Source organism: Natronosalvus caseinilyticus (assembly GCF_017357105.1).
Classification (GTDB): Archaea; Halobacteriota; Halobacteria; order Halobacteriales; family Natrialbaceae; genus Natronosalvus; species Natronosalvus caseinilyticus.
This window is the reverse complement of the sequence record NZ_CP071596.1, coordinates 173244-195177: the sequence shown is the minus strand read 5'-3', so window position 1 is coordinate 195177 and position 21934 is coordinate 173244. Positions and strand designations below refer to the sequence as shown.

At 54.9% G+C, this 21934-nt stretch carries 25 protein-coding genes; 16 read left to right on the top strand and 9 right to left on the bottom strand.

Annotated features, from left to right (window positions below):
• The first annotated feature begins 361 nt into the window (after window positions 1–361).
• The 7 genes from J1N60_RS00970 to J1N60_RS20750 are packed head-to-tail and all read left to right on the top strand — an operon-like array spanning window position 362 to window position 2634.
• The gene (locus tag J1N60_RS00970; protein WP_312909965.1) at window positions 362–859 is read left to right on the top strand and encodes a hypothetical protein; all 498 of its coding nucleotides are present in this window, start codon (window positions 362–364) and stop codon (window positions 857–859) included.
• Window positions 856–1242, top strand: coding sequence for an SWIM zinc finger family protein (locus J1N60_RS00965; RefSeq protein ID WP_312909963.1), 387 nt, complete (start codon window positions 856–858; stop codon window positions 1240–1242). The genes J1N60_RS00970 and J1N60_RS00965 overlap by 4 nt, the downstream gene beginning before the upstream one ends.
• Complete coding sequence (locus J1N60_RS00960) at window positions 1239–1640, top strand: DUF6166 domain-containing protein (protein WP_312909961.1); 402 nt, start codon at window positions 1239–1241, stop codon at window positions 1638–1640. Before J1N60_RS00965 ends, J1N60_RS00960 begins: the two co-directional genes overlap by 4 nt.
• Window positions 1627–1794, top strand: a complete 168-nt coding sequence (locus J1N60_RS00955; RefSeq protein ID WP_312909959.1) for a hypothetical protein — start codon at window positions 1627–1629, stop codon at window positions 1792–1794. The genes J1N60_RS00960 and J1N60_RS00955 overlap by 14 nt, the downstream gene beginning before the upstream one ends.
• Complete coding sequence (locus J1N60_RS00950) at window positions 1791–2153, top strand: DUF6908 domain-containing protein (protein WP_312909957.1); 363 nt, start codon at window positions 1791–1793, stop codon at window positions 2151–2153. The genes J1N60_RS00955 and J1N60_RS00950 overlap by 4 nt, the downstream gene beginning before the upstream one ends.
• Entirely contained in the window at window positions 2143–2370 is a 228-nt protein-coding gene (locus tag J1N60_RS00945) for a hypothetical protein (RefSeq protein ID WP_312909955.1), read from the top strand. Before J1N60_RS00950 ends, J1N60_RS00945 begins: the two co-directional genes overlap by 11 nt.
• Window positions 2371–2391: 21 nt before the next feature.
• Complete coding sequence (locus tag J1N60_RS20750; RefSeq protein ID WP_484551599.1) at window positions 2392–2634, top strand: DUF8139 family protein; 243 nt, start codon at window positions 2392–2394, stop codon at window positions 2632–2634.
• Between the two features lie 220 nt (window positions 2635–2854).
• Here the strand turns inward: J1N60_RS20750 and J1N60_RS00940 are convergent, their stop codons facing one another.
• Window positions 2855–3022 carry a helix-turn-helix transcriptional regulator gene (locus J1N60_RS00940; RefSeq protein ID WP_312909953.1) on the bottom strand — a complete coding sequence of 56 codons (168 nt, stop codon included), beginning with the start codon at window positions 3020–3022 and terminating at the stop codon, window positions 2855–2857.
• A 185-nt stretch (window positions 3023–3207) separates the two neighbouring features.
• Here J1N60_RS00940 and J1N60_RS00935 point away from each other — a divergent pair, with 185 nt between their 5' ends.
• Window positions 3208–4359, top strand: a complete 1152-nt coding sequence (locus tag J1N60_RS00935; RefSeq protein WP_312909951.1) for a PDDEXK family nuclease — start codon at window positions 3208–3210, stop codon at window positions 4357–4359.
• 401 nt (window positions 4360–4760) lie between these two features.
• Complete coding sequence (locus J1N60_RS00930) at window positions 4761–5723, top strand: DUF4268 domain-containing protein (RefSeq protein ID WP_312909949.1); 963 nt, start codon at window positions 4761–4763, stop codon at window positions 5721–5723.
• 29 nt (window positions 5724–5752) lie between these two features.
• Here J1N60_RS00930 and J1N60_RS00925 read toward each other — a convergent pair whose 3' ends face one another.
• Window positions 5753–6463, bottom strand: coding sequence for an endonuclease NucS domain-containing protein (locus J1N60_RS00925; RefSeq protein WP_312909947.1), 711 nt, complete (start codon window positions 6461–6463; stop codon window positions 5753–5755).
• Between the two features lie 350 nt (window positions 6464–6813).
• Between J1N60_RS00925 and J1N60_RS00920 the strand changes: the two genes are divergently transcribed.
• From J1N60_RS00920 to J1N60_RS00905, 4 genes are read left to right on the top strand one after another with little or no spacing between them, the layout of a single operon-like run.
• Window positions 6814–8376, top strand: a complete 1563-nt coding sequence (locus J1N60_RS00920) for a type I restriction-modification system subunit M (protein ID WP_312909945.1) — start codon at window positions 6814–6816, stop codon at window positions 8374–8376.
• Window positions 8373–9674, top strand: a complete 1302-nt coding sequence (locus J1N60_RS00915) for a restriction endonuclease subunit S (protein WP_312909943.1) — start codon at window positions 8373–8375, stop codon at window positions 9672–9674. The genes J1N60_RS00920 and J1N60_RS00915 overlap by 4 nt, the downstream gene beginning before the upstream one ends.
• Window positions 9675–9676: 2 nt before the next feature.
• Window positions 9677–12637: a type I restriction endonuclease subunit R gene (locus tag J1N60_RS00910; RefSeq protein WP_312909942.1), complete on the top strand. Its 2961-nt coding sequence runs from the start codon at window positions 9677–9679 to the stop codon at window positions 12635–12637.
• Window positions 12634–13377, top strand: a complete 744-nt coding sequence (locus J1N60_RS00905; RefSeq protein ID WP_312909941.1) for a M48 family metallopeptidase — start codon at window positions 12634–12636, stop codon at window positions 13375–13377. The genes J1N60_RS00910 and J1N60_RS00905 overlap by 4 nt, the downstream gene beginning before the upstream one ends.
• A 168-nt stretch (window positions 13378–13545) precedes the next feature.
• On the opposite strand, the gene J1N60_RS00900 is transcribed toward J1N60_RS00905, so the two are convergent.
• The 5 genes from J1N60_RS00900 to J1N60_RS00880 form a co-directional block, all read right to left on the bottom strand.
• A complete protein-coding gene (locus J1N60_RS00900) occupies window positions 13546–14256 on the bottom strand; it encodes a GIY-YIG domain-containing protein (RefSeq protein WP_312909940.1) in 711 nt (236 codons plus the stop codon).
• Window positions 14257–14298: 42 nt separating this feature from the next.
• On the bottom strand, window positions 14299–14724 hold the full coding sequence (locus J1N60_RS00895; protein WP_312909938.1) for a DUF6884 domain-containing protein: 426 nt from the start codon (window positions 14722–14724) through the stop codon (window positions 14299–14301).
• A gap of 154 nt (window positions 14725–14878) precedes the next feature.
• Window positions 14879–15571, bottom strand: coding sequence for a hypothetical protein (locus J1N60_RS00890; RefSeq protein ID WP_312909936.1), 693 nt, complete (start codon window positions 15569–15571; stop codon window positions 14879–14881).
• A 2-nt stretch (window positions 15572–15573) separates the two neighbouring features.
• A complete protein-coding gene (locus J1N60_RS00885; protein ID WP_312909935.1) occupies window positions 15574–16578 on the bottom strand; it encodes a ComEC/Rec2 family competence protein in 1005 nt (334 codons plus the stop codon).
• A 165-nt stretch (window positions 16579–16743) separates the two neighbouring features.
• On the bottom strand, window positions 16744–16995 hold the full coding sequence (locus J1N60_RS00880) for a hypothetical protein (RefSeq protein ID WP_312909933.1): 252 nt from the start codon (window positions 16993–16995) through the stop codon (window positions 16744–16746).
• A gap of 315 nt (window positions 16996–17310) precedes the next feature.
• Here J1N60_RS00880 and J1N60_RS00875 point away from each other — a divergent pair, with 315 nt between their 5' ends.
• Window positions 17311–17817 carry a hypothetical protein gene (locus tag J1N60_RS00875; RefSeq protein WP_312909931.1) on the top strand — a complete coding sequence of 169 codons (507 nt, stop codon included), beginning with the start codon at window positions 17311–17313 and terminating at the stop codon, window positions 17815–17817.
• A gap of 20 nt (window positions 17818–17837) precedes the next feature.
• Here J1N60_RS00875 and J1N60_RS00870 read toward each other — a convergent pair whose 3' ends face one another.
• Window positions 17838–19337, bottom strand: coding sequence for a hypothetical protein (locus tag J1N60_RS00870; RefSeq protein WP_312909929.1), 1500 nt, complete (start codon window positions 19335–19337; stop codon window positions 17838–17840).
• Between the two features lie 958 nt (window positions 19338–20295).
• On the opposite strand from J1N60_RS00870, the gene J1N60_RS00865 reads away from it, so the two are divergent.
• Window positions 20296–20463: a DUF1931 family protein gene (locus J1N60_RS00865; RefSeq protein WP_253430449.1), complete on the top strand. Its 168-nt coding sequence runs from the start codon at window positions 20296–20298 to the stop codon at window positions 20461–20463.
• A 148-nt stretch (window positions 20464–20611) separates the two neighbouring features.
• Here the strand turns inward: J1N60_RS00865 and J1N60_RS00860 are convergent, their stop codons facing one another.
• Window positions 20612–21655 carry an MBL fold metallo-hydrolase gene (locus J1N60_RS00860; protein WP_312909928.1) on the bottom strand — a complete coding sequence of 348 codons (1044 nt, stop codon included), beginning with the start codon at window positions 21653–21655 and terminating at the stop codon, window positions 20612–20614.
• A 110-nt stretch (window positions 21656–21765) separates the two neighbouring features.
• Here J1N60_RS00860 and J1N60_RS00855 point away from each other — a divergent pair, with 110 nt between their 5' ends.
• Complete coding sequence (locus J1N60_RS00855) at window positions 21766–21924, top strand: HVO_A0556 family zinc finger protein (RefSeq protein ID WP_312909927.1); 159 nt, start codon at window positions 21766–21768, stop codon at window positions 21922–21924.
• Window positions 21925–21934 lie beyond the last annotated feature (10 nt).

Below are 21934 nucleotides of genomic sequence, written 5' to 3'. Positions count from 1 at the left end.
ATCATCGACAAGACGGAGTGGGTTCCGGGGCAGCACCCTGATCCACATCGAGGACATCCCGAACAGACCGAGTACCTGGAACATTTCTACCGCTGCACTCTGTGTGGCGTGGAGGTCCTCCAGAAACACGACCTCCCGAGCTCATGTCGAGGTGAGTCGCGATGAGTGAGCAGCAAGCGACGACGTCGAGTTCCGGTCCGTACTGTCGGGAGGTCGGTTGCCAGCGAGAGGCCACTCACACGGTCATCGTAAACGCGCCCGTGCGGGGTTACGCTCAGGACCCAGCGTGCACCGAACACGCCGAAAAGGCTCGGAGCCACGTGTACGTCAGCGATGTCCAGCGGCGGGGAGGTGACGAAGCGTGATCATCGAGAACGCCAGTATCGACTGGAAGGAAGATTTCGCAAACGATCCACAGCTTCAGGTCGTCGTCGACGAAACCCCGTCGCGTAACGAACTCCGGTTCGAACACGAGGATCAGATCTGGTGCGGAATCAAGGACGGCTTCGTGTCCTACTACGCGTGGTCTGGCGACGGCAACGACGGCGGCTTCGCCGGTCGGTGTTACACCATTACGATGCGTGACGGTGAGACAGTTACGCTCAAAGGCCCTTGGTCATCCCGTGCTGGGTGTGTCAACCAACGGTCGTTCGGTCCGATTGTTGACGTACGGATCACTACCGATCCTTCGGCGCTGGAGCGAGGTCACACGCTCCGTGCGGGCGCATTGACCCTGGAAGCCGCAAAACAGGCGATTGACCTTGTCGACGAAGATGCACACCTGGAGCGACAGCTCAGATACTCCTCGAAGGAGCCCGTTTGGGTTCCAGTCCGAGACAATGGAGGTGATCAGGCGTGAGCTCGGAGTCCGTCCAGCCCGAGGTCGACGCCCGGACTCTGCGGGCCGCACGCGAGCACATGACCGTCTTCGAAGAGGGCGATGCGCTCTTCGAGGTGACGACGCAATCCGGATCGGCCTACACGGTTGACCTGCGAGAACCAGTCTGCTCCTGTCCCGACTTCCAGTACCGCGAGGATGTGGAGGAGTGCAAACACGTTCGGAGAGTAAGGATAGAGGTCGGGCAGGTCGACATTGACGCGCTCAGCGAATCACTCAACGAAAAGGCCGACGACATCCAGCAGGATGCCGAGGAACTGATCCAGGTCGCTGATGAGTTAGGCGAAACGGCCACTGCACTCGAAGACGCAGTCGATCGGCTTCAAGAGGTGGCAGGAAGATGAGCAGCGATGTCGGAGCTGAAACCCAGGGTTCGAGCACCCAGAACACCACTCCACGACCTTCAGTGACGTCCGGTTCGGCGGAAATAGTCTACCGCGGCTATCGAGACCCGACTGCACCGGTAGGCGAAAAGTGTACGGTCAGCGTCGACGGCGATCCACTCAACTCCAGGTACGATCTCCTGCCGGCTTCGAGAAGTGAGATCGAGTGGGGTTATGGGGGAAGCGGTCCCGCACAACTCGCGATTGCGTTGCTGGCGCATGCGGTGGATGATGAAGCCGCCTGTGATCACTACCAGCGGTTCAAGCGAGATGTCGTAGCCGAGCTGCCTGAGAAGGGATGGGCACTTCGGGCAGCCGATCTCGACGCCTGGTACGAGGAGGTGAGTGCCGATGCTTGATCGATACTTTCGCCTGATGAGGTGGTGGGTTAGGCGCTGGTATCCAGCGTTTGAGTGGTTCGGGCGAGTCACTGACCAAGAGGAGTACATCGAGCGGGCTATCGACGTGACCGAGGAGAACTTCGAGCGGATTCTGGAGGACGACGATCGATGAAGGCCGCTAAGGAGATCCTCGTCTTGCTCGGTATCGAGTCCATCGAGGAGATGACGGTCAACGAGAGCTACACGGTTGAAGTCGCGGGCTTCGAGGATCTGACCATCGAGAAGATCGGGCCAGATCGTCTCAGCGTTGCGCATCACTACGTCCAGCGGGGCGACCTGATGTGCGACCCCGAGATCGTGTTTCACATCGATAACGGGGAGTGGAGGCCAGTACGATACACTCAGCATCCGGGGGTTCACCAGCACAATCCCGCCGGGGTCGACGTCGAGGACTTCGTGACGCAGTGGAGCGAGAATCTGCAGGAGCAGGGCTTCGTGGATGCGGCGAAGGAGATGCCAGATGGATGCTGACGTTCAGGAAACACGACACGGCGACGTTCCCGGCCTGCGGATCTTCACTCGTCTACGGGACGAAGGAGGAAGCGTCGGGCTGGAAGTCTTCTACGAGCGTAATGACCGATGTGGCTTCGATCGGATGGTAGATCGGGTATCGCTGACTGAAGTCGAGCATCGAGACAAGGTAGACGACCGCGTCCGTGAGATGGGTAACCGGTGGACTGGACCGTAACGATCACGAGCCAGCCCACTAATGTTCTCGTCAATGAGACGATTCGAGGTCGGAGATCGAGTCCGCATCGACATCCCCGACAAAAGTGATCCCGACTTCGAGCAGTATCACGACCGAACGGGCGAAGTTGTCAAACTGATCGAGGACGACGCAGGCACGGTTACCGGTGATGTACGTGACTCGTACCTATTCGCGGTCGAGTTTGACGGTGGTGGGACAGACCACTTCCGTTGGCGCGATCTTCGCCCCTCACTTGAAGAGTAACATGAAACTCACAGAACGCGAGTACGAAGTGGTCACGAACATCTGGGGGATGAGACACCTGACGACCTTCGAGAGGTTGAGACCGAGCAGCTGTGGGCGATGCACGACCACGTGACCGACGCCGTTCAGCTCTCATACGATGACGACGATGTTGATTCGTTAGGTATCCTTCTCCCGTTCGAAGCAAAGATGGCTCGCATCTTGTATGAACGGTTGTGATCTATTCTCCGAGGGCTTCCAACAGTAGTTCCCCGTTTTCGGTTAGCTGGTAAGTAGTGCGCTGTCGCCCTTCAGTTTCGTCCTCGTGGACCTCGATCATCCCTTCGTCTTGTAACTCCTGTAGGTGCTGATAGACGTACCCAGACGAGATCTCCAACTCCTTCGCCATATCGTATCCGTGCGCTGGTTCTTCACGAATCCGGAGCAGAATACCGAGCTTCGTCTCACCGATCAAACTCATCTATTAGATTTTCCAGACCGGCTATCAACAGATATATAAACGAAAATTCTAACCGATGAACAATTTAAACCGGTAAGATAAAACTAAGTGGTAGTCATCGCAACCGGGGTAGCATGCGCGTTTTTGAGTTTGACCGGACCGAGATGCCGTCCCGGACGCAGAAGCTGGACCGTCATACTGTCGATGCCGAATACATACTCGAATCGTGGCTCCACGCCAATCCCGAAGTCATTCTTGACGAGCCGCTACTGATCTTCGGCCGGCAATATCGACTCAGTACTGGACTCCCAGACTTACTCGCGCTTGACCAGTGGGGAAACGTCGTCGTCATCGAACTTAAGAAGGGGAAAAGCGGCTCCGGTAGCGCGAGTGAGGAGACGATCCTGAGCCAGCCCCAAAACTACGCCCAATCGCTCAGTCGCTACAAGTACAGCGACCTGGAGGAGATCTACGACGAATATAAAGCGAACGTACGAACCGGAGAGTGGAACGTTGGTGACGCAGCGGTGGTCGAGGAAACGCTTGCCGACGCTCACAAGGTTGCGCTCGGAGGGGCCAATCGCAGTTCGATGAACACCCACCAACGAATGGTCATCCTTGCTGAGGACATCACCAGCCGTACGGAGACCAACGCGCGGTATCTACTGGAACAAGGGTTATACGTACAGTGTGTTGAAGCCCAGTGCTTTGACTTCCCGAACGAAGGGGAGAGGACATCTCCTGATTCGGTCTTAGTCGGGTCTACTGTTGTCGACTATCCGCTGTCGCGCATCCAACCGGATGATGGGTCTGTCGACTACTCGGCTTTCATTCGCGCTGTTCGAGATCGCACCTATGACCGGGTGAAAGACACACTCCAGGTCAACCACCCTGACGAGATCGCCAGCGATAGCGCCAGTCGTGTGATTCAGGCCACCTCGAACCATCCAGAGCATCCCGACTCCGTACTCTACATCTTCAAACCCCGCCCGAAGGAGGAAGCGACGCTCAAGTTCCAGATCACCGTTCGAGGCGCTGACGACGAAACTCAACAGCAGATCCGGACGGTCCTGTCCGAGCACGTGGATGAATTGGAGAGATTCGAGGTTCGGAACCGGCTCATCGGTGCAGTACACGGTGAACTCCCGCTGGAGAGTCACCGATACGACGAGGCCGTGATCGATTCAACGTTGGCGGATGCAACGGAAACGCTCGTCCATTTGATCGAACACTTCCATCCGAAGCTCGTGAAAGAAGTGGAGACCGAAACGGTCGAAGAAATCTAACTGTCGAAGACCCATGTGTTCGAATCACGGCGACGACGGCCGACCCGCAGGGGTAAACCGGTCGGGGTGGTGGCTGGGTGTAGGATGGGTAAGAAGGCATCGGGCGGCTGTTTGCCGCCACGGTGCGCTCCGGGTGGGATGCACGTGATCGGGCTGTCCGGCGTTAGGGCAACCGCGTCAGTCGGATCAGAGGTCACGTGCCGGTCGAGTTGAACTCGGCCGTTACCGCCTATCCAAGACGGCCAGTATGTACATGTGCCTCTATATGTATGTGCGGGGGCATCTACTACATCGAATTTTAATGCGAAGAAATACTGTCGCCTGAATGCCAACAGAACCGATGGCCTCGGTAACGGACAGTACGGGCAACGATTTTGTGGGTCGCGTATGTTGGTGCGCGCATGGCAACGTTCGAGGGTCCAGACTTCCATGAGCTTGAACCACAAGATGTCCGGGACTATTGGGAACATGAAGCTCATGAATTCACTCCATGGTTGGCTGATCAGATCCGGTCAGAAGAAGCATCCCACATAGAGGATGTCCTCGGGTTAGATCTGGATGTCATCGAAACGGAGAAGAACGTCGGTAAGTACAGCGTCGATATTTTGGCGGAAGTGATTGATGACGGGCGTCAGGTGGTTATTGAGAACCAGCTGAACTCATCCGATCACGATCATCTGGGGAAGTGTATCGCCTATGCGGCTGGAGTTGACGCAGACATCATTGTCTGGCTGTCTCCACAGTTCAACGACGAGCACAAGGACGCGTTCAACTGGCTCAACAAAAATAGTCGCGAGGGGATCGACCTCTTCGCAATCAGGCTGGAAGTCTGGCGGATCGCAGAATCGCCGCCCGCAGTTCGGCTCAACCCGGTCGAAGATCCATCAGAGTGGAAAGAGAAGGCGAAACGGTCGGAAGGGGACGTATCCGATACGAAGAAGCTCCAAGAGGAGTATTGGACGCAGTTTCGAGACCTGATCACCGACGGTGATACTCCACTGCGGCCACGAAAACCGAAACCCCAGCACTGGTACAATAATCCGATCGGCCGAGCCGGGTTTAAACTCCAGTTCACCACCAACACCGTGGAGAACAGACTGTATTGTCAGCTCATCATCAAGGATGATCCCGAGGCCTACCAGCAACTGGAGAGTCAGAAAGCCGAGATCGAGGACGAGATGGGCGAGTCACTGATCTGGAGTCCCCCTGAGGAAGCCCAACGCAACAGCAACCGAGCGAAGATCACCTTACGTCGATCAGGGAAACTTGAAGACAAAGAATCGTGGGAGGAGTATCACGACTGGATGATCGATCGGGGTGAGCGATTCCACGAAGTCTTCTACAACCGCATCCAGAATTTGTAACCGTTGCTATCATTACTGTGTTCGAGTTGTCAAACTTGCTGAAGCCTCGTTTCTACCTCAAACTCATAGAGCGTTACATCGTCAAGAATCTTCTCGGCGTGTTTTACGCGAGATGTGAAGCTGTCTGCAAGCAGAATTCCTGATACCGGCCCCGAGTTCTCCTCACTACGTGACCCAATGTAGCCAAGCAGTTGTCCTAACGCTCGATCGCCTGCACGCCCGTGTTTGATCTCTATCACTGTTTCACCGTGGTCACTGTCAGCCAAGACATCGATGCGGCCTGCGGCTGTTCGGACTTCTCTGCGGGGATTTTTGAGCCCGAGATGTCTGATGTTGTTAACCACCCATTCCTGGATCTGAGACTCCTGTTCTGGTCCGAATCCGCCGAGTGACGATTCGACTGTCTCGGCCTGGTTGATCTCTTCAGCCAGGGTTTCCAATCGGTTAGCATGGGTCTCCAGCGTGCCGTATCGGTTGAATGTGCCAGGCGTCGGGAGCTGGTCGCTACCGTTGACTTGGAACCGCTTCGAGAGATCAGTGACTTGGACAGGTGTTCCCCAATCAAACCAAGTCACCGGCCGAATGTAGTAGTGGTCGGCGACCTGTGCCTCCTGGGCTTCCTCTTCTGTCAAATACCGAAATGACATGTCCTCGTCGTAGCGAAGTTCGCCGACCGTCCCGGCACCAGTGAGGTGCCCTTTTTCAGGGGCGTATGCTATCACAATGTCTCCCTCCTCCATGCTATCGTCATGATAGCCAACAAACTTTGAGAGTTGCAAGTTCGAAGGGTCTTTAGACCGAAACTCCGATGGAGACTCATCTCGTGGGTCAGGTCCATCATTACCCCACCCCGTTGAAACGAAGCTTCGATCGAGCCAGTCGTCTTCAAGAACTCCACCCCGGCCAGCCTTTAGACACCACCATTGCGTCTGCGGTTCAACTGGAATATCCATAGCAAACGCTCAAGCTACCCACTAATTAGCGTATTGACTTCTAAAAGAAGTGTAATGAGTTCTCCTGTATTCCCGTGGTCCGACACCTCAGTCATCAGGACGATGCTATTATTATGTACGGGTAGAATCCTTGAGCTATGGCTGAAAAGGACCAGGCCACGCTACCTGGAACGGAACCCGATCTACTTACACTTCCTACACTCGAAAAACATCTCTGGGCGGCTGCGGATAAACTTCGGGGAAGCATCGACTCGGCGGACTACAAGAACTACATCTTCGGGCTGCTGTTCCTCAAGCGGGCCAACGATCGCTTTGAAGAGGAGACCGAAGAGGTCGCTGAGGAGCTCGGGATTCCGGTGGAAACCGCCAGAGACGACCGAGACCTCCACGAGGAGTTCTGGATTCCCGAGCGCGCCCGGTGGAACCACATCAAGGCCCAGGAGACCGACGTCGGCGCGGCACTGAATAAGGCACTTGCGGCGATCGAAGACGAGAACGATCCCATCGCCGACCGCGTGCTCACCACAGTCGATTTCAACGACAAAGAGCGTCTCCCGGACGCTCTGCTCTCGGATTTGGTCTCACACTTCGACAAACATCGCTACCGGAATGCCGACCTCAAGGACCCCGATATTTTCGGGCGGGCCTACGAGTACCTCATCAACAAATTCGCCGACGACGCCGGCAAGAAGGGCGGCGAGTTCTATACACCGCGAGCGGTCGTGCGTCTCATCGTTAAGTGCGTCAACCCTAAACCGGGTCATCGCGTCTACGACCCCTGTTGTGGGTCAGCGGGGATGCTCATCTACTCTGCTGAGCACATCCGCGAGTCGGGTGGAGACATGAACGACTTCTCGCTGTATGGCCAGGAAAGGAACCTGAACACGTGGGCGATCGGCCAGATGAACGTCCTGCTGCATGAGCTGTACGACGCAAAGATCGAGAAGGGCGACACCATTACAGACCCCAAGCGCGTCACCGAGCATGACGAATTGGAAGTGTTCGATCGGGTAATCGCGAACCCGATGTGGAATCAGAAGGAATGGAACAAGGACTGGGTAGAGGACAACGAGCCGTACAACCGCTTCCCGTACGGACTCCCGCCGTCGAACCGCGGCGACTGGACGTGGATTCAGCTCATGATCGCCTCGCTCAACGAGACCGGAAAGGCGGGCGTCGTCATGGACAACGGCGTGCTGTTCCGCTCGCGATCGGAGAAGAAAATCCGTAAGCCGATCCTGGAGGACGATCTCGTCGAGGCCGTGATCGCGCTACCGGAGAACCTGTTTTACAACACCTCGTCGCCGGGGTGTATCCTGATACTGAACAAGGACAAGCCCGAGGAGAGAGGGGATAAAGTTCAGTTCATCTACGCCGAGGATCAGAAGCTTCGGGAGTCAGACGTACAGGTGTTCGAAGAACTCTCGAATCAGAACCAGCTTACCGACGAGGGCGTTGAGTACCTCGCCGAGACGTTCCTGACTGGGCGCGAAGAGGACCATCACAGTCGGCTTGTTGACCTTGAGGAAATCGAGGAGAACGACTGGAACCTAAACGTGCCGAGATACGTCGATACGACCGAACCCGAGGAACCGATCGACGTAAGCGAGAGGCTACAGGAGTTGGATAAATTGGCCGAGGAGCGCCGGGAGACCGACGAAGAACTGCAGCGGTATATGGAGGAATTGGAGTACGTATGAGCGAGGCTGTGGAAAAATCAAAGGTTCGAGAGGGGTACAAAGAGATTCATTTAGGCCCAAAGACGGTGAGAATTCCGGAAAAATGGGAAGTAGTCAAGACAAATTCGGTTTGTCAAAAGATAACGGATGGGACACATAATTCACCAGATACGGTAGATGAGGGGTACCCTTATATAACCTCCAAAAACATCCGCGAGAATGGGTTCCGCCTCGATGATATTGGGTACATTTCCGAAGAAGATCATAAGAAAATCTACTCTCGCTGTGACCCACAGCTTGGGGATGTTCTCTACGTCAAAGACGGAGCAAATACTGGAATTGCGCGGAAAAACACGCTCGATTTCGAGTTTAGTTTACTATCGAGTGTCGCACTAATTCGGACTGATCGGGACCGTCTTGACCCAGACTTTTTAACTCATCATCTCAACTGGCCGCTATTCAAAAAGGTAATGCAGTCAAAGATGAGTGGGACCGGAATCTCTCGACTTACAGTCACAAAAATCAAAAATTCAGAGGTCTTACTCCCACCACTCCCCAAACAGCGCCGAATCGCCGATGTCCTCTCGACGGTCGACGAGCAGATCCAACAGACGGATAAAATTATCGAGGAGGCGAAGGAGTTGAAGCAGGGTCTAATGCAAGATCTTTTGATTGGAGGACTATCTAATGGCTCCACTCAAGAGATCCAGATTGGCCCTCGAACATTACAGATTCCAGACCATTGGGATATGGAGCCCTGTGGCCAGTTATTTGAGGCAATCAATGGGCGTGCCTTCAAGACTGAAGAGTGGGAAGAAGAGGGAACCCAGATTATTAGAATCCAAGACCTGCGGCCCGGCGCAGAAGCTGAAACCAATTACGCAAACTTCGAGGTAGACGACAAGTACCATGTCACAGTCGGAGATTTGCTATTCTGCTGGGCGGGAAATATCAAGACCTCACTCGGCGCATACATTTGGTCAGGAGATGATGCATATCTTAATCAACACATCTACAATCTTCGTCCTAAGAAAGAGTTGGATAAGCGATTCTTCGCATTTTCACTAAACCAACACCTAAGATTGCTTAAGACGATGGTTGGAGGGTCTGCAGGTCAAGTCCATATTACCAAGGCGGATTTTGAGGCGTTCCAACTACCTGTTCCCCCAGCGGAAGAACAAGAACGAATTGCAAACATCATTGGATGTGCACAGAAAAAAATAGATGAGGAAAAAGGTAGGAAAGAGGATTTACAGGAACTAAAACGCGGCCTTATGCAGGATCTCCTCACCGGCACAGTCCGCGTCAACACAGACTAACAATGCCCAACGAGTACGTCGAGTCTGAACGTCCCGCCCTTGACGCACTCCAGCAACTCGGTTGGGAGGTCGTCGACCAGCAACGCTCCACTTGGATCGATCCTCGGGAGACGAAGTCCTCGGCCGTACTCGAACCGCGTCTTTGCGATGCAGTTAAGCGCCTGAATCCGTGGCTCAACGAGAACAACCTGAACAAGGCCGTCCACAAGATCACACAGGTCGCTGGGACGAGCACGATGGACGAAAACGAGCAGATCCACGAGAAGCTCGTCCGCCACATCTCTGTCGAACAGAACCGCGGACACGGCAAGCAGCACCAGACGGTCCAGTACATCGACTACCAGAACCCCGAGAACAACGACTTCTTCGCGCTCAACCAGTTCCGGGTTGAGGGACCGGTCGAGGTCGTCAAGCCCGATATCGTGCTGTTCGTCAACGGAATCCCGCTCGGCGTCGTCGAGTGCAAGAGTCCCCAGATCCCAGAGCCGCGTTCGGAGGCGCTTGATCAGCTCACCCGCTATCAAAACGAACGCGACGGAGAGTCGGAGGGGGCCGAGGAGCTGTTCCGGTACAACCAGTTTTCGGTCGCGGCCTGGATGGAGGGGGCGGTTATGGGCACGTACGGAACACCGAAAGACCAGTACAAGCCCTGGCGGGACGCCTACCCGCTGGAAGACGACGAACTAATCGAGCTGTTCGACCTCGATGACTATCTCCCGGATCAGTACCGGATGCTCTATGCGTTGTTCGAGCCCTCGCGCCTGCTTGACCAGTTACGGCACTTCACAGTGTTCGAGAACCGACAGAGCGGCGCAATCAAGATGGTCGCTCGGTATCAGCAGTACCGAGCGGTCCGGAAGGCACTCGAACGGATCGACAAGCGCGGACGGCGCGAGGCACAGGGCGGTGTCGTCTGGCACACCCAGGGCTCCGGTAAGTCGCTCACGATGCTCTTTCTCGCGCTGAAGCTGCGCCGAAACGAGGACGACCCGACACTTCTCTTAGTCACGGACCGCCGGGCGCTCAACGACCAGATTCACGCAACGTTCGAACGCTGTGGCTTCCCAAATCCGAAAAAGGCCGAGAGCATCGAGGATCTCCGCGATCGGCTCTCGTACGACGCGGGCGAGACGATCACGACGCTGATTCACAAGTTCCAGACCACGGACGACGAAGAGGACTTCCCGGTGCTCTCCCGTAACGAGAACGTCTACGTGATGGCCGACGAGGCCCACCGGACGCAGGACAAGGAGTTCGCGAACAATATGCGGACGGCGCTCCCGAACGCCTTCTACGTTGGGTTCACCGGAACCCCCATCGAGAAAGACGAGCGCAACACCCGCCGGACGTTCGGGAACTACATTGACACGTACACGATCGATCAGTCACTGGAGGATGGCGCGACGGTCGAGATCCTGTATCAGGGACGTCTTGCCGACATCCACCTCGAAGGCGAAACGCTCGATCGCCTATTCGATCGCATCTTCTCGGACAAGACGGACGAAGAAAAGGCGGAGATCCAGAAGCGATACGCCCGCACGCAAGATCTCGCGGAGGCACAACCTCGAATCGACCGAGTCGCACTGGACATCATCGAACACTACGAGAACGACGTGCCTGAGCCGTTCAAGGGCATGGTCGTCACCACAAGCAAGGAGGCGGCGATTCGGTACAAAGAAACCCTTGACAACCTGAACGGGCCGGAGTCACGAGTCATTATCTCTGAGGGGCACAATGACCCTGAACACATCAAGAAGTGGACTCCCAGCGACTCCGAGAAGAGCCAGTACAAGGAATCGTTCGTCGATCCGAACGGCGAGGTTGTGCTGCTTATCGTCTGTGACATGCTCCTGACAGGCTTCGACGCGCCGGTGGCTCAGGTGATGTACCTCGATAAGCCACTACGGGAGCACAGCCTGTTGCAGGCGATCGCTCGTGTGAACCGGCCGTTCGAGGAGAAGACCCACGGGCTTATCATCGACTACTACGGCGTCTCGGACGAATTGAAGGAGGCGCTCGCGATGTTCAGTTCCAAAGATGTCGAGCGGGCGATGGTGCCGGTCGAGGACAAACAGCCTGATCTTGAGGCGGCCCACAGCAAGGCGGTCTCGTTTTTCCACGATCTCGATGACGTCGAACAGTGCGTTCAGTCGCTTGAACCGGACGACCGCCGAATCGAGTTCAAGAACGCGTTTAAGCGGTTTTCGCAACTGATGGACGTTGTCCTCCCGGATCCCATGGCGAACCCCTACCGGGAGGATCTTGAGCGTCTCAGCACGATCTATGGAAAGGCGAAGGAGCGGTACCGCGATGAGACGATGAACCTCGAAGGGGCGGGAGCAAAGGTCCGCGAGTTGATTCAGGACCACATCACGTCACGGGGCATCGAGGTTTTGAACGATGAACCCGTCTCGATTATGGAGGAAGTCGAGTACGACGCGAAACTTGAAGGCTTAAAAAGCGACGAAGCTCGGGCGAGTGAGATGCAAAATGCAATCAAGCACGAGCTCAACGTTCGGTTCGACGAAGATCCAGTGCAGTACGGTTCTCTCAGAGATCGGCTCGAAGAGCTCATTGAAAAGTACCGAGAAGGGCGATACGACGAGCGCGAGACTATCGAGGAGCTTCGGGCGTTGATGGACGAGATTCGCTCCCGCGACAAGCAGGCGCGGAACAAAGGGCTCCGCGACGAGACCGATCTCTCGTTCTATCACGCCCTTGAAGACGTGCTGGACAAGCACGATGCTGAGGAGGAAGAGCTCATCGAGCTCACCGCTGACTTAGTTGGAACCGTTGAGGAGTTCGTGACGAAGGTTGAATGGAAGGAGAAGACGCAGCTGCAGAACCGGATGCGGAAGGAAGTGACGGGAGAGTTGTATCGGTCTGATATCGACATCTCGGGTGACGAGCGGCGGGAGCTAACCAACCGCGTCATCGAACTCGCGCGAAATCATTACCAATGAGCGAACGCCTACAGCGTCGACATCATATCGGCCAAACGGTCGTGCCCTACACGGTCGATTGGTCCGAAAATCGGGAGACAATAGGACTGTCAATCGACAAGTCCTTAGAGTTGACCGTTACAGCCCCGATGACCGCGACGGTAGCAGATGTTGAGGACGTGCTTGAGTCTCGCCAAGAGTGGCTGCTTCAGAAACTCTACGGACTCAAAGAGCAAGAAGGACCGCCGTATCCGAAGGAGTACATGAGCGGGGAGAAACTCCAGTATCGGGGACGACAGTATCCGCTGAAGGCCGTTGAGGCGGATGTCCCCGAACCGAGGTTATCGTTTGACGAGCAGACGTTCACTCTTCGCGTCCACCGGTTCGATGGAGATGTAGACGACGTAAGCGTTCGTCGAAAGCACCAAGCTGTCGTTGACTGGTTTGTTGAGCGTGCGGAGGAAGAACTTCCGAACCGAGTGTCGCGTTTTGAGTCGAGGTTGGGGCTCGACGATGTGCCAGTATGGGTCGGAGAGATCGACGGTCGGTGGGGTGAATACGACAGCGGAACCGTTCGCCTCAACTGGCGGTTGATCCGGGCACCCGTTCGAATCCAAGATTACGTTATCGCTCATGAGTTGGCCCATTCAGTACATAATGAGCACTCTGGCGCGTTCTGGAACACGGTTGGTGCTCTCATTCCGGATTACGAGGATCGCCGCGAATGGCTCCGGGTAAACGGGAACTCTCTGACTCTCTGACTACCGCTCAGTTCCATCTGGGTCGCCTGGCGCCGTTTAGTGCCTGCTGGTTAAGCAACAGGCCCAAATCCGATGCGAGAATGTGGATTCCGGCACCGCGCGGATTCATGCCAACAGCCTCCAGGGAGAACGCTACGACGGCCAGAGAGCCGTCAGATCGCCATTTTCTCAGGGATCCGATGTCTTCTCTACAGCGTCAGACAACCGGTCCAGAAACGCCGTGTCGTACTCTTCTCCGACGTGGTTGATGTTCCATAGTCCCGAGTCGCTAATCTCGTGGCGGGGGCTGACGCGTCCCAACCAGTCGTCGTCACGAGGGTCGAGTGAGTCCTTCTGGTAGTTGCTGACGAGAGCGATTGCGTTCCGCTCGATGTAGGCTCGGTCACTCTCCGGGCTGGGCTCGTCTTCGACGTCGACCCAGAGGAACGGGAGGTCGCGAATGTACTGGCTTACGCGGCGTTCGTGTTCTAACTCGGCAAGCCGTCGATCTCGATCCGCACTGGATCCGTTACCCCAATATGGGTATTCGTCGTGAAACCCCTCTCGCTCGATCAGAGCTTCGCCGATCCGCTTGCGGAACACCGACCCCCTATGATTTCCCCCGCCATCGTAGGTTCCTCTGTTCGCTCCACGATGTGTCCGGAGTCGATTCCACAACGACGTGCTGGAGCCGGATGAAACTGCGTGAGTGCCGATACGGGTGAGCCGGGGCTGGTCTGTCGACTCACGCCTTTCATCGTCTGCGAAGAAAAAGTAGATGCCTCTCTTCGGCCAATCCATGTATCCAGTGCAGTTCTTGAGTCGTTGTTTACCGCCTACGTTTGCTTCGAGACGGTCGAGGAGCTCATAGAGGTTATCGAGATCTGAGCGACGCGACATACCACTCCCTTCAGAGGTGGGACATAAAATTGCTCGGGATTTTCAGAGGTGTTCGTTGTACCACGAGAGCGTCTCGCCGAACAGAAGGCCATCAGTAGGGGTTTCCACCTCGACTGGCGTGTCGTCCAGCAACGGGATGAGTTCGCTGTAGTAGTCTCGTCCCGCGTGAAACACCAGTCGATTGCCGGCGTCGAGAAGACCTTGCTCCTGGAGCTGAACGTATACTACTTCGGCCCACTCCCGCTTCCGGGCGACTGGTGCGCCAGTTAGTGTTTCATCGTATGGCTCGATAGGTGGCCCAGACGGATCGAGTAGATGGTGTTTCGCGGAAAGGATATACCAGCGGTCGTGGTTGGCTTCGACGTACTCACGCGCCTTACTGAAGAACGTCGACGGAATATAGAGGTCAGCGGGTTCTGCGGCTTGCTCGCGTTTACTCTTCGTACAGCTCACGAGTCCGATCTCCATAGCGAGATATTTCGTTGGGACGAAATGAAGTCTCTGGTCATAGGTGAGCGGAAGTTAGCTAACGTGATTTCTCCGCTTTCCCTCCAGTGTACCAAACCAAACCCATGAGTTCAACCAATGAAAGTGTCAGATTATTTTCTGCGATAGTGTTGGCTCAGTCTTCTTTTACAAGGATATTAGCATAGAAATCAATAACCATCGTTTTGGCCATCTTTTTATGCATCTTTTTCCGTCGATAGTAAGCCAAAAGTGCCGCAACGGTAAGTCCTGAAATCAGAACTATCGAATCCTCTGTCCCCAAGAACGAGTTGTAATATTCAAACCACTTCGCAACGAGTATCAAGACGTGAAGAACTGTACCGATCGCGAAAACTACCCATAGACTTCGGAAGAACGTGTAGAGAACTTGGAATCGTCGCATACGACCAATATCCTCGTTCCAGAGACGACTTTGGGTGAGAAAAAAGATATCTGTATTACTAAACTCGCCCGAGAAATGGGACTCAACCTCAGAAGTGAACTTTTCATTCACCGATACTTGATCAAGAGAGCCCTCATCATCGGATGAAGAATCTGAATCCTCTCCTGAAAGTTCGTTCTCAAATGGATACGCAAATCCTCTATATTTAGCCCAGTAGGTGTCAATCGGACTTGCGATGGCCTGGATCAAGTGTCCAACCACATATGCAAAAATAACAAACGTAAGCCCAGCAGCAACACCCACTTCTTGAGCCTCATCGAGAATGAAATGACCCTCTGGAAGCAGAGTAAGTGACAGCCCGATGGCTACAGCTCCTGGTGTAATATCTGCGATAAAATCGTATGCTGAAAACTGACTCTGGACCATAGTCAGGGTAAGTCAAAGATCCCGTCTGGCTCGGCACAACTAACCATTGTTCTTCTACCGGTTGAAACGGCTCTTACAGTCCCATACTGACGTGTGGATATTATATTGGTGTCATCACCACAAGCATCCCAATAGAGGCCGTATCCATCGCTTTCGTCCTTGTTGCCGACACTAACCACAACTAAATCTGGGTCCATTTCTTCGATCGCTTCGCGATGGAAACCGCTCTTCCGGCCGTGATGAGATGCTTTTAAGATATTCACATCTGACAACACGTCTGGTCCCCAGTAGTCAAGTATCTCTTCCCAAGCGTCTTCTTCTATATCACCAGGTAACAGCATCGCTTGATTTCCGTGAGTGAGTTTCAGCACATAGCTGGCATCATTATATCCCGACGACTGTTCATCAATCTCCTCGACAAACGAGTGCGATGGGTGTAGTATCTGTATATTGTCCTGTTCCCAGAAGTTCTTTTGAGATTCTCTTCTGGGGTTGATATTGTTCACATCCGTTTCTCCGCCTCGGATTGCTTCATATCGATACCAATCTTCTCGATTGAACTTTTCGTACCATCCATCACCAGTATCCATCTCTTTTGAGTGGGGCGTATCCCACATAACATCGAACCCGATCTCCTCGTGAAACTGTTTCAAACCAGCGAGGTGATCCATATCTGGGTGAGTAGAGATGAAACGCCAAACCTTGTTTTTCAGACCTGAGAAGGCTTCTTGATAATACTCCACTGGATCATCGAGATACTCTTCTGCGTACTCTTCTTCTGAGATTTGCTTCTCAAAATATCCAGATGAGGACTGTTGTTGTAAGTATGAGCTCAGACCGGCAATAAACTGATCCGTCTCTTCTGGCTTTAGATGATCCCAATCGTTAATATCGATGATTGACACCCTTCCCTCCTTGCGCTTCTCGCTCTTCGGGTGGTGAATGATCGTACAGTCGCCGTGACCGACATTGAGGAAATGGACATCAAGATGATCGTAACGGACCATATCTTAGAAGATAGTTATCGGGAATGTCTAAGTAAATGGCCCAACCGGAGTGAAAGTGGTCATCTGATCTTGTGAGCTGGGTTCGCCGTTGACATCAACAGGCGTTCTGTCCGAGAGAGTCCGTCCACTATCCACAAGACTCTCTCTGGTTGTGGCAACAGCGAATTAGAAACCGCTGTTATCGGCCAGTTTCAGCGCCTTTATTGCCACAATGAGGATCAGGGCGATGATTGAGAAGACTCCTGCAAGCTCAAACAGAACCATCGGATTCTCTACGAACCACCACAGTAGGGGTTCGAGAAACGTGATCCCGTAGAAATCTGCGAGTATCGTAGAAAAAACAGCCCCGAAGACGACTATCAGTAGCAGGTATAGAAAGTACCGCAGCTTCCGGGGGCCGGCGAACTCATCAGTCATACTTTAGTTTTCAGATCCGGTCATAAATACTTCGTGGAGAGTTACCTAACTGGTTCGATTTCCGGAGCCCAGTGATTACTGGCCGTTGTCAGAATCTAAAGAGTAGCGATCAATACACAGTCTTCACCAACCGGTTGTTTCAACCATTTAAAAAAGGCGATTCATGCCAACAGCCGCGGTCGTCTGAACTCGAAACTGGGCGTCCCTCACGGTTTTGGTCTCCGACCACCTCTTCGCAGATATGACGTTCAGCGTGAGTTGGTATATGGTCCTCAAGGAACTCACGAGCTTCCGAACGGGGGCCGGGATTCACGGATGACGGTCTCTGTAGATATACCTCCCCGATATGTTCGACAGGTCCGTGAAATCGCGAAGGAGCGAAACCAGTCGTTCGAAGAATACGTGGATTGGGATAACGAGTCGGAGACCTGGGGTGTGAATCCTGAGGACCGGCATGAGGTTGGACTTATGGGTGAGATGGCGTTTGCCATCTATGCTGATCTTCAGATCAATACTGAACTCGTTGGGTGGACGGACGAGGGCGTGGATTTTGAGGTCTCTATTGATGGGGTTGAGCGGACAGTTGATGTTAAGACGAGCCAGAAGGAGCCGTACGCCTTACCGGTGAAGGAAGGCCGCGTCAACTCTGATTATTATGTCCTCGGGCATCTGGACGGCACTACGGTGACGTTCTTAGGGGCGGCGACGAAAGAGACGGTCCTCGATAGAGACCGAACAAAATCGAAGTTTGGCCATTACAACTATCTGGTGCCTGTTTCCGCGCTGGAACCGATCCCCGACAGCGAATCTATCGTCAGTTAGGAGGTTCCAATGTATCGCCCTTATCGAGAGACAGAGGTTGGCTCCTCACCGTAAGTCGCGGTTGAATATTTCTCAGCTCTCTCCACAATCGTCTCAGCAAGTTCTTCCCACCGTTCATCTTCTACATCGTTATCGATTTCAGCAAGGGCATTCCCCAAGTCTTCGGGATTAATATCCGCCCAATCGAACAGCTCAGATACACCAAATCGATCTTGGAGTTCGTCGTAGTGCTCTATGATTAGTTCCTTCTCATGTTCGTTGATGTCGGGTGTAATGACATTGAAGGGGAGAACGGCCAGTAGTTCCGAGATGCCCACGTCACTCACAACGCGGTCTGAGACGACTTCTGATAGATCCTCGCTTGCGCCTGTTTTCAGGAACATCAGTGCTTCGTGGGTCCCCGACAGGTGCTCGTCAACGTTTTCGTGTTCAGGATAGATTGATAGCCTCGAAAGTTCGAGCGGCATCACGGCAACAAATGCATCTTGGTGTTCATCGAGGATTTCCTCAGACACCATTGGCTTCAGTGCTTCCTCTAAGAAGCGATCGGCACTTCCATAGTCGTGCTCTGGATAGATCATATAGACCCGCATATACTCCGCGGCATCAGGAAACCCATTTTCGGGGTATTTCGTACCAATACGCAAGTGTGGGAATCGGTCTATAGCCTCCTCGAAAGCATCATCATAGTGCATTCTCCTGGAGAAAACCAGATACTTCGTGGCATCATCTCCGATCTGTTCCATCTCGTCTTTGATTCGTTCAGCGGTCTCACGGTTGACCGTCTCAGTGTCGATCTTCCCACGGGCGATTAGACGACCCAGTGTTTTCCTGAGTTCAGTTGAACGCTCGCGATCATTGAACAGGACAATCGCAAGTTGGTCAGTAGTCCCATAGTCAGTAGCGAACTCTAAGGCCAAATCACGGGGATTCTCTGGCTCGTGGTCGAATAGTGCTGTAACCTCCGTCCGTTCTATTCCTTTATGCTCAATCTTGTCGTATGCGCCCAGTAACTCAATGGTTCGCGGATCGAGGGAACCAAGATTGAAATCCGACAATAGCGATGCAATCTGTGTTTTCAACCGTGCTTGCTCGATAGGGCGTTTACTTGAGTCAACCTCGCGCGAAAGGAGAAGGATAAGGAGAATCTCCTGCTGATAGTCTGGTAGCTCTCCGAAACGCTCGTAAATGTAACTCTCATATATCTTTTCGAGCGTCGGTTCCTCGTCATCCTTGACCAAGGTGTCGATGATCTCGCCTTGATCCACTATTTGAAGACCAATCTCGGAGGCACGTTCATTTACACGGCTCACCAGTTCAGAGATACGCTTTCGGTGGGCTTGCTGATCACGCCTACGTTTGTAGATGTTTTCTACCCGGTGGGCTGTAGGGACACTTACAGCCGCGATGAGAGCAATCAATGCTGTTACTTCGAGTGGGAGAGTCAGTAATCGCGTAACGAAAACCAGCATCCCAAGAAGAGCGTAGAGAGCGAACAATACGACATCTCGCTGTTTCATTTGTTTACCGGTTTACTTATCCAGGGATATATTACTTAGCTGTATGCTCATGAGACAGTACCCATTCCTGTACTGGGGAGTACCCCGCTTTTCGACAAGTGCTCGTCAAGCCTCGAACTGACCAAGACCAGTCGGTAATATTAGTTTCAGCGGCTACGGCTGGTTCTGTAGGTTATCTTCCGGTACGTGTTCCTGTGGCTCCCGAGAGTGTATCATCGCTTACTTATAGGTCCGTGTAGTTATTTCGGGATGAGAAGGTACGAGTCAGGTCGAGAACCGGCGATAGTGGCCGTGAAGTTGCCGGTTTGAGGCGATCTCGAAGAAGTCCTTGGTAAGGACGAGAGCCCGGGTTCAAATCCCGGCCTAGGCTCTTCTCGCGTTGGTACTTCTCGAACGAGTGAATTCTCCTTCAGTTCGTAGATAACGACCCCGATAGCCGCTGTCCAGTGCTATGAGCGATTCGTCGGTCGTTCGATTCTGAGCCAGCTGAATGATACTGCCGACGATCCAGCCGACCTCCGAATCGGTTTCGCGAACCGATATCGTCGCGTATAGGAGCATCGAGTTCCCGACCAGGTCGAACCAACCCGCGAACAGCGCATCGTTCCCGATCAATCCCGGGTTCCGACTGTCGCTTGGAACGTCGTCTTGCCGCCTCTGTGCCTTGTCGATGCGGTCCGCCGTCGACGGCAGGGTCACCCCGAGGTCGTACGAACGCGGTGAACGGGGCCACCCTTCTTCGGCTGGGATACCGATAGGTCGTCTCGAGAGCGCGCGCGAGCGCGTTCGAGGGCAGTTTGGGCCGATTCGAGGGGGTCCAGCGCCCGCCGGAACTTCCTTCGACATATACTTTCTGGTGGGTGGTGTGCGTAAAGACGGTCTATCGGGCCGCTCGAGCCCGAATTCGCCGCTCACAAACAGAACCTTTATAGTAGGGAAACGGGAACGGGTATTCTGTATGGCAGACCTTATCGTCAAAGCCGCCGTAAAGGAAGCACTCGATGACAAGAACGTCGCTTCGGACTTCTACGAAGCACTCGACGAGGAAGTGTCCGAGCTGCTCGAGGACGCTGCCCGACGTGCCGAAGACAACGACCGGAAGACGGTCCAGCCCCGCGACCTGTAAGGAACGCCACTGACTATCATTTTATCGACCGCTACCCGGTAAGCGGTGGCTCCAGCTAGTTCGTGCTGGTTTCCATCGAGGTGTGACGCGATCAGTTCGACCCTACTCACGCGTCGGACGCTCGTCCAGACCGGGGTGGGATGTGAGGTTAGCGGACGGCGTCCGAGAGCGGCCACCGGCCGTCGGTCAGGGACTCGAGTCGGGACCGCCCGTCGTCCGTGAGTCGGTAGCGGACGCTCGCGGTATCGCCGTCACCTCCGCCCATTTCGTGGTCGACCGTCACGGCGCCGTGTTCGCGCAGGTGCTCGAGGTGGGCGTACGCCTCGCCAGGCCCGTGGAGGATGTGGATGTCCGCGAGGTCGCCGAAGAGACGAGCGCTGACCGTCCAGGCGTCTGCGGAGCCGGCGTCGGCCAGCACGTTTGCGACTCGGTAGGCGCGCTCCTCGTGGTGAGTCAGGATGTAGCGGGCGCGTGCTGCGGGGTCGTCGATCGGCTCGCGGTGACCCGGCCAGGCGCGCGAGTAATCGGCCTCGAGCAGCGTCTCGAGCGTCCCCACGTACGCCGAGAGCGCATCCTCGAGACGGACGTCCGCGCCGCCGACGTTCGGGGTGTACTCGGGGAGGAGGGCGTCGCCGGTGTAGACCTCGTCGGGTGCGTCGGCCGGGACGAAACAGCTCAGGCCGGCCGTGTGTCCGGGTGCGTGACGAACCTCGAGCGCCAGGTCGCCGAACGAGAGGTGGTCGCCGTCCTCGAACGGCGTCACGTCGACTGGCTCACCGTAGATTCCCATTCCCTCGCCGGCGTCGAGAAACCCGAGGAGTTCCTCGCGAGCGTCACTCGGCATGCCCCAGTCCGCGAACAGTTGTCGCTGGCGGGCCTCGAGGTCGTCCCAGGCGTCCTCGTCGTGGGCGATCAGCGGCGCGTCGGCGGCGTGAGCGTGGACGGTCGCCCCGCTCTCGGCCTGGATCTCACCGGCGAGGCCAATATGGTCGGCGTGGTAGTGAGTGAGGACGATTGCATCGACGTCCGCAAATTCGACCTCCAGTTCGCGAAGACCCGCCTCGAGTTCGGCCCGAGTGTCCGGGACGGCGACGCCCGTATCGAGCAGGACGGTCGCCTCGCCGTTGAACAGATACGCGTTATTGGCTCCCTCGAAGACGGTGTTTCCGAGGGCAATCCGGTGAAACGTCATCGGTTGAGGTTTGGACTCGAGGGGCTACCCTGTTTTGATCCGTCGCGGGTAGCGAGGTCGTTGCACTGGCAAGCCCAACCGTTTCTCTCGACGGAGGCGACCCCCACGATATGGCAACACGCATCGACGACGGACGGCAGTTATTGGTCGCCCTCGAGGGGGAACCCTGTCCGTCCTGTCGAGCCGGATCGCTCGTTCGAACGGAGTACAAGGGCAACAGCGCGGTCTGTTGTGAGGAGTGCGGGACGCCGCGGGTTCAGCTCTGGTAATCGCGACGAA